The sequence below is a fragment of the Streptomyces sp. NPDC086549 genome, assembly GCF_044746205.1.
In the GTDB taxonomy this organism is placed as follows: Bacteria; Actinomycetota; Actinomycetes; order Streptomycetales; family Streptomycetaceae; genus Streptomyces.
Map to the genome: position 1 here is coordinate 112,053 of NZ_JBIVBS010000024.1, position 10,921 is coordinate 122,973.

Annotated in this window: 9 protein-coding genes and 1 pseudogene; 6 read left to right on the plus strand and 4 right to left on the minus strand. The window is 69.6% G+C overall.

Going from position 1 to position 10,921, the window contains the following annotated elements:
- Positions 1-45: 45 nt before the first annotated feature.
- The 3 genes from ACIPSA_RS44950 to ACIPSA_RS44960 all read left to right on the plus strand — a co-directional run bounded on the left by ACIPSA_RS44950 (position 46) and on the right by ACIPSA_RS44960 (position 4,050).
- Positions 46-2,589 (plus strand): ABC transporter substrate-binding protein, encoded by a 2,544-nt coding sequence (locus tag ACIPSA_RS44950; protein WP_402646424.1) that lies wholly within the window; start codon positions 46-48, stop codon positions 2,587-2,589.
- Between the two features lie 101 nt (positions 2,590-2,690).
- Entirely contained in the window at positions 2,691-3,278 is a 588-nt protein-coding gene (locus tag ACIPSA_RS44955; RefSeq protein WP_402646427.1) for an RNA polymerase sigma factor, read from the plus strand.
- Positions 3,268-4,050 carry a zf-HC2 domain-containing protein gene (locus tag ACIPSA_RS44960; protein ID WP_402646430.1) on the plus strand — a complete coding sequence of 261 codons (783 nt, stop codon included), beginning with the start codon at positions 3,268-3,270 and terminating at the stop codon, positions 4,048-4,050. The genes ACIPSA_RS44955 and ACIPSA_RS44960 overlap by 11 nt, the downstream gene beginning before the upstream one ends.
- Before the next feature lie 2 nt (positions 4,051-4,052).
- Here ACIPSA_RS44960 and ACIPSA_RS44965 read toward each other — a convergent pair whose 3' ends face one another.
- Both ACIPSA_RS44965 and ACIPSA_RS44970 read right to left on the minus strand, forming a co-directional pair.
- On the minus strand, positions 4,053-4,226 hold the full coding sequence (locus ACIPSA_RS44965; RefSeq protein WP_402646432.1) for a hypothetical protein: 174 nt from the start codon (positions 4,224-4,226) through the stop codon (positions 4,053-4,055).
- Positions 4,227-4,704: 478 nt separating this feature from the next.
- Complete coding sequence (locus tag ACIPSA_RS44970) at positions 4,705-6,579, minus strand: ABC transporter ATP-binding protein (protein ID WP_402646434.1); 1,875 nt, start codon at positions 6,577-6,579, stop codon at positions 4,705-4,707.
- 107 nt (positions 6,580-6,686) lie between these two features.
- Between ACIPSA_RS44970 and ACIPSA_RS44975 the strand changes: the two genes are divergently transcribed.
- Entirely contained in the window at positions 6,687-6,893 is a 207-nt protein-coding gene (locus ACIPSA_RS44975; protein WP_402646437.1) for a hypothetical protein, read from the plus strand.
- Positions 6,894-6,963: 70 nt separating this feature from the next.
- Here the strand turns inward: ACIPSA_RS44975 and ACIPSA_RS44980 are convergent, their stop codons facing one another.
- Both ACIPSA_RS44980 and ACIPSA_RS44985 read right to left on the minus strand, forming a co-directional pair.
- Positions 6,964-7,797, minus strand: a complete 834-nt coding sequence (locus ACIPSA_RS44980; RefSeq protein WP_402646439.1) for a hypothetical protein — start codon at positions 7,795-7,797, stop codon at positions 6,964-6,966.
- A 9-nt stretch (positions 7,798-7,806) separates the two neighbouring features.
- Positions 7,807-8,511, minus strand: a complete 705-nt coding sequence (locus ACIPSA_RS44985; protein WP_402646441.1) for a MerR family transcriptional regulator — start codon at positions 8,509-8,511, stop codon at positions 7,807-7,809.
- A 249-nt stretch (positions 8,512-8,760) separates the two neighbouring features.
- Between ACIPSA_RS44985 and ACIPSA_RS44990 the strand changes: the two genes are divergently transcribed.
- Positions 8,761-9,765 carry an erythromycin esterase family protein gene (locus ACIPSA_RS44990; RefSeq protein ID WP_402646444.1) on the plus strand — a complete coding sequence of 335 codons (1,005 nt, stop codon included), beginning with the start codon at positions 8,761-8,763 and terminating at the stop codon, positions 9,763-9,765.
- Positions 9,762-10,921: pseudogene (locus tag ACIPSA_RS44995) on the plus strand (excinuclease ABC subunit UvrA); the annotation flags it as partial. The gene ACIPSA_RS44990 and the pseudogene ACIPSA_RS44995, both read left to right, overlap by 4 nt.

Below are 10,921 nucleotides of genomic sequence, written 5' to 3' on the forward strand. Positions count from 1 at the left end.
ATCTTCGCGGCCAGAAGGTCCAGGGCAGCGAAAGTGCCGGCCCTGGTGCTGGCCAGACAGGACGGCGGTGACGTCCGGGCGCCCTCCCATCTGATCCGGGAGTACGAGCACCGGCTGACGCGAGGGCGCGGCAATTCCCTTTTCCAGGTGCCGCACGCCGTGGTCGACGACACCGAACTGAACGCGGGATTCATCACCGCGGTAGATCAAGTGGCACTGCGGTTCGAGCTGACCATGCCGTCGGGCAGTCTGAGGCTGCCGGCTTTCCACACGTGCCGGGCAGTACTGGACCTGGAGCGCGGGGCGGGAGATCTACGGGCACGGCAGCGACCGATTCTCGACGGGCTGCACGCCGCGCTGCTGGAGCGGCACAGGGTCCTGCGCTACGGCGCGAGGATCGCGGGTTTCTTCGGCCAGCATTTTCTGACCGGCTGGCTCCAAGGGCTCGTGGCAGCACTGGTCGTCGACTTTCCCAAGGGCTGCTACGCGTTCTCTCTTAGGCACTGGCGCCTGCGCTGGGTGGCCGAAGAGCTCAACGCCTCCTGCTTCCTGGACGCCGCCCTCGCATTCTGCCGGGAGAGCGACCTGGACCGGGAGGACCCGCGCGTACGACGGATCCTGCTGCGCGCCCTGCTCACCGATCTGCGCAGGGCCGCCCGGCGCAGGACTCCCCTGAGCCACAAGTGGGCCCGGCGCCGGTGGGCCTTCGTGGTCCTGATTCCCGAGATCGACAACGTGCACGGACCGGGCCGCGCGTTTCTCGGCACGTTCGAAGAACTCGCCCGCGACGAACCGTCCCAGGCGCTGCTGGTCCTGGCCGCCTGCAAGGAAGCACCACCGGACTACGCCGTGCCCCTCGGTGCCGACCTGACCCGGCCGAACGGCATCGCCGACAAGGTCTTCGCCGTGCTGAACGAGGGCAGCGACGAACCGGTGCGCCTTGTGGTGCTGCCGACCGAGGACGACGACGCGGAACGCACCGCGGAGAGAGGGCTGACCACCCATCCCGGTGTCAACGCCCGCAAGGACAGCCCGCTCGACTGGCTCCGCCCGAGCGCGCTGCCGTTCCTCGCCGCACTGACCGCCGGCGCCCTTCTGGCCCCGCACTACATCTGGGCGCCGCAGCCCCGGCACCCGGCGGCGCCACCCTCATGCGTGACGGTCGAAACCGGTGAGCGGGTCGGCGTCACCGACGGGACCCAGTGCGACCTGGCGGTTCCGGGGGCTCGCGGGGAGGAGCTCAGGGAGCTGGAACGACAGGTCTCGGAACAGAACGCACAGATCACCGAGGGGCGGTATCGCACCCTGGTCTTCCTGGCACCGCTGAGCCTGCAGGACGGTGTGTACGACGACCCGCCCATCGGACTGCAGATCCTGCGCGGGGCGATCGCCCAGCAGCACAAGCTCAACAGCGAGGACCGGCAGAACAAGATGCCGATCCGCCTGCTGATCGCCAACACCGGCCAGTACTTCCGCTACGGCTCGCTCGACAAGTCGGTGCCGCACTCCCCGGACGTCAGCCGGATGATCATCGACCGCCGGCGGACGGAACACATCGCCGCGGTCATCGGGTTCACCCAGAGCCGGCCCCAGTCCCTCGACGCGGCTCGCGAGCTCGACCAGGCCGGGATCCCGGTGATCGCCAACGGAGTGACCGGCAGTGACATGGTCGGCCCCAACTCTCCGCAGCGCTATTTCCAGATCTCCGCGCCCAACACACGGGTCGCGCCGATCCTGGCCGACTTCATCCGCAATTCCCCCACGGTCCGCGCCTTCACCGCCGGCACACCGCACGCCGTGGTCGTGTACGACCCCACCGACGCGTACTTCAGCACGGACCTGAAGAACCTGTTCGTCGACGCCTATCGCCCGTACGGCGGGATCGACGAGGTCACCTACAGCGAAAAGCCCGGCGCCACCACGCCGGCCGCCATCGCGACCGATGTGTGCAACAAGGTCACGGCCACCCAGGGCATCGTCGTCTACCTGGGCCGTTCCGGCGTCCTGCCGAGCCTGCTCAACGCCATGCAGAGTACCGGCGGCGAGTGCCAGCCGCCGCAGGGCAGCACCATTCCGCTGATCGCCGAGAGCGCCCCCATCGCCTTCCAGACCGATCCGCGGAAGACGGCGCAGGCATACCCGTACATGACGATCTTCTATGAAACGGCGAACGCTCCCACACAGGACTACCGGGACCCTTACGCCCAGTTCACCCGGAACTTCGCCACGGTCTTCGGCCACCGAGGCGCCGACGCCGATGCCGCCGGCGGCTTCGACACCGTCGGAATCGTCACCCAGGTCATCGAGAACGTGCTCCCCACCTCCCCCGACTCCGACGTCGAACCCAATGACATCTATCTCTGGCTGACCGCCCACGGCGTGTCCCAGTACCCCGGCGCGTCCGGCGTGCTCCAACTGGACGGCAGGAACAAGTTTCCGCCCGACAAGGCGGTGTTCATCCGCCAGATCCGCCAGCCGCAGGGCACCCCTGCCACGCTGCTCAGCTGCGGCATCCTTCCCAACCGGCAGAACCCCGCCCGATGGGGCACGGGGGAGCAGACCTTCCCCTGCCTCCGAGACCACACCTGACCCTGCCCTCGCCCGCCCGGTAGAGGGAGAATCGGAATATGGTATTCCGTTTCCGTTCGGGCGGGGCAATCCCGAGGCGCGGGTGGACCGTATATAAGGATGTGTCGAGGTTTCGGTTCCCCGCGGGCCGTCTCTCGGACGAGGCTCTGCTGTCCGGGCTGGGCACCGGTGATCCGGAGCTCGCCGTCGCCTTCGTCCGGAGGTTTCAGCACACGGTCTTCGGTGTCGCCGTCGCCGTCACAGGGGATCCGCAGCTCGCCGAGGACATTGCCCAGCAGACGTTCGAGCGCGCCTGGCGGCACGCGCAGATCTACGACGCGCGCCGCGGCTCGGTGAGGACCTGGCTCACGGCCATCGCCCACAACCTCGCCATCGACGCCGTCCGGTCGCGGCGGACGGAGCCGGTGGCGCCCGAGGACATCGAGGCGATCGTCGGAGTGGTCAGCGAGACGCCCGAGCAGCACGCGCTGGCCGACGAGGCGTCCTCGCGGCTGCGGGCAGCCGTGGCGGAGCTGCCGCCCGAACAGGGCCGCGCCTTGGTGATGGCGGGCATCTACGGCATGACCGCCCAGCAGGTCGCCGACTCGGAGCAGATCCCGCTGGGCACCGCGAAGACACGCATCAGGACGGCGATGGGCAAGCTACGGACCACGCTCACGTCTCCGAAACGAGGCGACCATGTCGAGTGAGGTGACCTGCGAGCGGCTGCGGGAGATCGGCCCCGAGCTGGCGCTCGGCGTGCTGCCCGGCCGTGAACGGGCCGGCGCGGTCGTTCATCTGGACGGGTGCGCGGGCTGCCGGGAGTACATCGAGCAGCTGACCCTCGTGGGCGACGGACTCATCGGACTGCTGCCCGGCAGTGAACCGCCGGTCGGGTTCGAGGCCCGGGTGGCGCAGACACTGATGCAGCGGGCGCCGGGGCACGAGGGGCACCGGCAGGTCCACGGGCACGCCGTCTTCCGCAAGCACCCGCGGGGCTGGGCACGGCTGCGGCTCGCCTCCGCGGCGGCCGCGCTCGTCGCCGCGGTCGGGTTCGGAGGCTGGGTGGTCGGTACGGCGGTCGAGAACGTCGCGGCAGGGCCCTCCCCCGTCTCCGTGGGCACCGGCGCGGAAATGCTGTCCGGCGACCTGACCTCGGCCGTCGCCAAGGGGAAGCCGATCGGTGACGTCTACGCACACGGCAACCCCGAGGGCTGGGTCTACATGACCGTCGACCTCGCCCAGGTCGGCAACCCGTACAACGGCAAGGTCATCTGCCTGCTCGAACGCAAGGACGGCACGACGTTCCCCGTCAGCACGTTCACCCTGCGCAACGGCAGTGGTTCCTGGGGTGCCCCCGCCTCCGTCGACCTCTTGGCAACCTCCGGCGCCCGCGTGACGAAGCCCGACGGCACCGTGCTCGCGACAGCGCGGCTGGAGGAGGAATCGGGCGGCCGGACCACAACCGGGCCATCCAGCTAGGGTCATTGGTCGAAGTCCGGTCGTCCACGCCGGAACCGCTCGCCCGGGAGCGTCGCACCGAGGGCCTCGGCCGGCTCGGGGACCGTGGGCCGGGCGGCCGGGTCCGCCCGCAGGCAGCCGTCGATCGCCGCGGCCAGTGCGCGGGGCAGACGCCGCCGTGAGGCGATCGACGGCACGGCGGCCTCCAGGTGCGGATACCGGCGGGCCCTGCGGCCCGCGGCGCTCTCACCGTCCGCTTCCGTCGGCTCCGCGTCGTAGGTGTCCTCGGGGGCCCACCGGTTCCGCCGTGGTCGAGGGCACGTTGCCGTCGGCGACCTCGTACGACGTGATGCCGATGCCCCACACGTCTGCCGCCGCCGACAGCCGTCCGCCGCGCGCCTGCTCCGGCGCGAGGTCGGGTCTCGTACGCGCGGACCAGCCGCGGCTGGGTGAAGGCCCGCAGCCGCCGGCCCTCGCACAGCAGCCGTTCGTGCAGCTGTGCCTCTCCGCGGCGGTCCAGGCACACCGTTGATCACGCAGCAGCAGGCCCGCTCCTCGCTCCAGGCGTCGTACCGTCCAGCCGGCCCGTGCGCGTCAGTCGCCCCAGGACCTCGTAGGCCGGAGCCGGGCGGATGCCTGGCGCCAGCGGCCGGGCCGGTTCCGGTTCCCGGGCGGTCATGACAGCACCGTCCCGCGCCGCACGGAACCGGGCTGCACGAGGTGACCGGCCAGGGGGCTGAGCCGGTGCAGCCGGGCGTACGTGCCGTCGCGGGCGAGCAGCTCGTCATGGGTACCCGACTCGACCGCCCGGCCGTGGTCGAGCACCACGATCCGCGTGGCGTCCTTGACGGTGAGCTGGTCGTGCGAGATGACGACGGTCGTCCGCCCGGCCATGAGGCGGCGCAACGGCTCCATGATCTTCAGACTCGACCGTGCGTCGAGGCCGGTGGTCGGTTCGTCGAGGAGGAGGACGGGCGCGTCCCTGATCATCGCGCGCGCGATCGCCAGGCGCTGGCGCTGTCCGCCGGACAGGGTCCGGCCGCGCTGGCCGACCACTGTGTCGTAGCCCTCCGGGAGCAGCTCGATGAAGTCGTGGGCGTCTGCCGCGCGCGCTGCTGTGACGATCTCGGCCTCGCTCGCCCCGGGACGGCCGTAGGCGATGTTCTCGCGCACTGTGGCGTGGAAGACGAGCGTCTCCTGCAGGACCACCGCGACGCTCTCCCGCACGTCCGCGAGGAGCAGGTCGCGCAGATCCGTTCCGTCGAGCCGGAGCGCGCCCCGGTCGGGGTCGTAGAATCGCAGCAGCAGCTTGGCGGCAGTGGACTTGCCGGCCCCGCTCGCCCCGACCAGCGCGAGGACCTCGCCCGGTGCGGCGTGGAACGACACCCCCGACAGCGCCCACGGTCGCGTCCCGGGGTAGCGGAAGGTCACGTCGTCGAACTCGATGCCGCCTCGGGCCCGTCCGATGCGTCGGGCACCGGCGGCCTCGACGACCTGGGGCCGCTGGTCCAGCAGCTCGATGATGCGTTCCGCGGAGGCCGACGCGGCGTAGAAGGTGGTGCCCAGGCGGGACAGACCGCGGACCGGGCTGTACAGCTTGCCGATCAGCGCGAGGAAGACCAGCAGGCCGCCGAGGGTGAGCTGGCCCTGGGCCAGCTTCCAGGTGCCCAGGCCCATGACGGCGAGGGCGCCTGCCACCTCGATGACCTCGACGAGCGAACCGTAGACGGCATGGATCCTCGCCGAGGCCATTGTGGCGTGGAACTTGCCGAGGCTCTCCCGCTCGAAGCGGCGTTCCTCCCAGTCCTGCCGGTTGTACGCCTGGACGAGTGCCACGTTGCCCAGCGACTCCTCGGCGACCGCTGTCAGTGAACCGCTGCGGCGTCTGCGTTCGCGGGACGCCGCCTTGATCAGCCGGGAGAAGTGCCGGGCGGCCCGCCAGAACAGCGGCACGATGAGGAGCGCGAGGAGCGTCAGGTCCCACCGGATGTAGAACAGCAGGCCGAGGAAGACGCCCAGCCGGACCACGTGGTAGAGGCCGTCCGCCACCCCCGAGAGCAGGAACGTCTCTACGGCGTCCACGTCGCCCGTCACACGCGACAGCACGTCCCCGAGCCGTCGCCGTTCGAAGAACCCGAGCGACAGGCCCTGGACGTGCCGGAACACATCACCGCGTACGTCCAGCAGGAACCGCTCGCCGACCCAGGTGGACGTCATGTCGTCCGCGAAGCCGATCAGGCCCGAGCCGACGACCAGGCCCAGGTAGGCGGGCGCGATCCAGACGAAGGGCTTCAGATCGCGGGGTACGAGAACCTCGTCCACCACGGTCTTGAACAGCCACAGTTCGGCCGCGTCGAAGACCGGCCCGATCAGGCTGAAGAGGACAAGGGGGACCAGCCAGCGCCGTCGGCCACGGGTGTAGGGCCAGAAGCGCCGGAACACCTCGCGCGGCGGCACCGCCGGCGCGGCCGCGACCACGTCGGTCGCGGCATCGGCCCCTGCGCCCACCGACAGCAGGCGCCGCAGAACATGCCGTGGGAGACCCGCCATGGCACCGCTCCGTCGCAGACCGACGGCGGAGCGGGCCGGTTCCCCCGGCCACCGGTCCGCTCGGCCTGTTTTCAGTAGCCGCGATCGAAGCGGCGGTCATCGTCGTCGTGCCGACCGTGCCGCCCCTCGCCGTGGTCTCCGTGGTGGCCATGACCACCGTGGTCGCCGTGGCCGCCGTGACCACCGTGGTCGCCGTGACCACCGTGGTCGCCGTGACCACCGTGGTCGCCATGGCCACCGTGGTCGCGATGCATCACCGGGAAGAGTTGACTGAAGATCGCCATGTGTTGCTCCTTGGGGGTCGCCTCCTGTGAATCCATACGGAGAACGGCCCCGGAGGGATTGCACCTCCCGCCATCTGGTACAAACCGTCCTTTCGGCGGGTCAGCTGTCCCTGCCGTGCAGGAGGTCGGCATAGGCGCGGGCCTGCTGGGCCGCGTTGCGGTGCCAGTCGGCCTGCATGCGGTGTTCCTCCGCCAACGTGGCCTCGGCGGTGACGAGTTGGTCGTAGACGTCGGCGATCTCCTCGTGCACCGCCGCGATGGCAAGTCGGTTGACGCGGACCGCGGCCGCGTGTCCGCGGTGGGCCGCGATCTCCAACGGGTCGCTGCCGACGGGTGCGGCCGCGGGGCCCTGGGAGTGCAGGATGCCGTACTCGTCGTTCAGGTTCGTGGCCTGTGCGTCCAGGTCCGTACGGCGATCGTGCAGGGCGGAGCCGCGGGCACGCAGGCTGGCCTCGTACGCGTGGGAGCCGGGGAAGCGGACCGCGTCCAGGCCCGAAGTGACCGCCTGCGGCCGGGCCGGGCGCAGCCTGGCATAGCGGGCGTCCGCTTCCGCCGCCACCTCGAGCGTCTTCAAGTGCGGCGGCAGTGCACTGCGCCCGGTGGCTGCCCACGCGTGGATGTCGCCGTACCACTTCTCGTGGGCGGACTGCCGGGTCATGCCCGCCACCTCCCCGATCTGGCCCCAGGTGGTGCCGCGTTCACGCTCGGCGACGACCGCCTCCCGGATCACGCCCTCCGTGCGGCGCGCAAGCCGCAGTGCCGTACGGAGCAGGTCGCCCGGGGCAGGATCCGGTTCGACCGGCACGGCATCCAGGATGGCATCGGCCAGTTGACGGAGCGTCAGGGCCAGCGCGACACGGGACTCGTCGCGAGGGGACAGCCGGTAGAGCTCATGCGCGGCCGGAGCGGAGGGGGTGCCTGCAACATCGGTCATGGTGCCAGGCTAACCACCGAGCAGGCTCAGATAGTGGCTGACCTGGGTGGCCGAGTGGAGCATGGCGAGGCCCTGCGCGGTCAGCTTCCGCTGCCAGTCGTCCAGGGCACGGGACAGTGTGTCTGTGCCGCCGGCGGTTCGGATCTGTTCGACCACGGTGGAGATGTGGTCCAAGGGGTAGCCCCCGCGCCTCAGGAGGTGGGCTAGCTCGGCGTCACGGATGTCGCTCGCGTGAAAGACGCGGTATCCGGTGACCGGGTCTCGTGCGGGGGCGAGGATGCCGGCGCCTTCCCAGTTCCGCAAGGTTGCCGGGGTTACGCGGAGCCGGCGTGCGAGTTCGCCGATGGTCCGGGTACCGGGATCAACCGACGGGTCCGAAGCGGTGTCGGACTCGGCCGTCAGATGATCCACCGCTTTCCTCACCGCGTCCAGGGTGTCCCGGTCGCGGAGCAACTGGCTGTGACCACGGTCGATGAGCGTCAGGGCGTCGTCGAGGTCGTCGTTGTGGAGTGCGTTCATGACCTGGCCGCCGACCGAGTACCCGTAGGCCGGGATGAGGGAGAGGTAAGCGCGGAGCGCTGCCGCATGCACCTCGGTGTAGATCCGGTAACCGCTGCGCGTGCGTTCAGCGGGCGGGATGAAGCCGTCCCGCTCGTAGTTACGGACCGCTTGGGTCGAGATGCCGTGCTCGCGCGCGAGGTCAGCCGGTCGCATGCCTATCACCGGTTTGAGACTTTACCGCATGGTTGAGCGGCAAACGCCATAGAAGTCTCAATGGGCTTTTCAAGGATACGCTTGAGACACATGAGCCAGGACATTCGAGACTTCGTATCTCCGTCATGTGAGCTGTTGGCCCTCGGTGAGCCGACGCACCAGGAACCGGCCTTCGCGCGAATCCGCAACGAGCTGTTGGTTCAGTTGGCCGACCATGGATTTCGGTCGATCGCCCTCGAGACAGACCGCGTGGCTGCACTCGCGGTGAACGACTACGTCCAGGAGGGAGTGGGGACCCTCGACGCGGTGATGAGCGAGGGTTTCTCGCACGGCTTCGGAGAGCTGGACAGCAACAGGCAACTGGTCCCCTGGATGCGCGAGTTCAACGAGAGCCGACCGGCTGAGGAGCAATTGGCCTTCCATGGCTTCGACACTCCGACAGAGAACACCAGCGCGCCCAGCCCGCGCGGCTGCCTCGAGTACGCCCGCGACTACCTGGAGCTCGACCTCGATCTCGCGAGCCTCGTCGGAGCGGACGAACTGTGGAGCCGCTCGGAGGCGGTCATGCACCCGACCATGTCGATCGGCGCCACGGCCGAGGCCGAGAGGCTGCGCTCCGTTGCCGACGACATGCTCGCCTCGCTCTACGCCCGTGCTCCGGAGCTGATCGCGGCAACATCACGTGCCGAGTGGCACAGGGCCGAGACACATCTCACCGCCGGTCTTGGTCTGCTGCGCTACCACAGGCAGTGCGCGCAGCGCCTCGAACAGGCTGCCCGGCTGACTCGCCTGCTGGCCACCCGGGACGCACTCATGGCCCGGAACCTCCTGGACATCCGGAATCTCGAGGCCGAGCGCGGCCCGACACTGGTCTTCGCCCACAACCTCCACCTGCTGAGAAACCCGAGCACTTGGCGGCTGGCGGACACGGACCTCAACTGGTCCTCCGCCGGCGCCATCGTGGGCTCCCTGGTGGGCGAGCGGTACCGCTTCGTCGCCGGAAGTCTGGGACACAGCGGAGCACTCGGGCTTCGAGAGCCCGAGCCGGACACCTACGAGGGGTTCCTCCAGCGCCGTATCACCACCTGGGGACTGACAGCGGCCGGCGCGGTCGCGTCCGCCCGCAAGCGCACCGACACCACCCCGAGGCAGGGCTACTTCCCTCTCGACCGGGCCATCCTCGACGGGTCCGACGCGGTCCTGCACATCAGCGCCGGCACGACGTCACCCGAGCAGGAAAGCAGGACACGATGAGCATGGCCACGAACACGGACGCGCTGTCGCCTGTGCCGTACGTTGCCGACAGCCATGATCTGATCCGTGTGCACGGCGCGCGCGAGAACAATCTCAAGGACGTCAGCGTGGAGATCCCCAAGCGGCGGCTGACGGTGTTCACCGGTGTCTCCGGATCGGGCAAGAGCTCGCTGGTGTTCGACACGATCGCCGCGGAGTCGCAGCGGCTGATCAACGAGACCTACAGCGCCTTCGTGCAGGGCTTCATGCCGACGCAGGCGCGCCCCGAGGTCGACCTGCTGGAAGGGCTGACAACGGCGATCAGGGTCGACCAGGAGCGGATGGGGGCCAACTCCCGCTCCACGGTCGGCACCGCCACCGACGCCAACGCGATGCTGCGGATCGTCTTCAGTCGACTCGGCGAGCCGGGTGCCGGACCGCAGTTCCACTACAGCTTCAACCTGCCCTCCGGCGCCTGCCCGCGGTGCGAGGGCATCGGCAGCGTGACCGACATCGACCCCACCCAGCTCTACGACGACTCCAAGTCGCTCGCCGAGGGCGCGATCACCGTCCCCGGCTACACCGTGGCCGGCTGGCCGATGCGGATCTTCACCGCTTCGGGCTTCCTCGACCCGGACAAGCCGATTCGCGACTACACCGAAACAGAGTTGCACGACTTCCTCCACCGCGAGCCGACCAAGGTGAAGGTCGGGGGCATCAGCACGACCTACGAAGGGCTGCTCCCTCGGGTCCAGAAGTCGTTCCTCGCCAAGGACCGGGACGCCCTGCAACCACACATCCGGGCGTTCGTGAAGCGGGCGGTCAGCTTCACCACCTGCCCCGAGTGCGACGGCAGTCGGCTCAACGACGCCGTTCGCGCCTCCCGAATCAGGGGCATCAGCATCGCCGACGTCTGCGCGATGCAGATCAGCGATCTGGCCGCCTGGGTCCGCGGTCTCGACGAGCCGTCGGTCGCGCCGCTGCTGACGGCGCTGCAGCAGACCCTCGACTCGTTCGTGGAGATCGGCCTCGGCTATCTCGCACTTGACCGGCCGGCGGGCACGCTCTCGGGCGGCGAGGCACAGCGGGTGAAGATGATCCGCCATCTCGGCTCCTCGCTCACCGACGTCACGTACGTGTTCGACGAGCCGACCATCGGCCTGCACCCGCATGACAT

Bases quoted from the DNA above. Each gene is read 5' to 3' on its own strand.
- ACIPSA_RS44960 (WP_402646430.1), top strand. From the start codon at position 3,268: ATGTCGAGTGAGGTGACCTGCGAGCGGCTGCGGGAGATCGGCCCCGAG.
- ACIPSA_RS44970 (WP_402646434.1), bottom strand. From the start codon at position 6,579: ATGGCGGGTCTCCCACGGCATGTTCTGCGGCGCCTGCTGTCGGTGGGC.
- ACIPSA_RS44980 (WP_402646439.1), bottom strand. From the start codon at position 7,797: ATGACCGATGTTGCAGGCACCCCCTCCGCTCCGGCCGCGCATGAGCTC.
- ACIPSA_RS44985 (WP_402646441.1), bottom strand. From the start codon at position 8,511: ATGCGACCGGCTGACCTCGCGCGCGAGCACGGCATCTCGACCCAAGCG.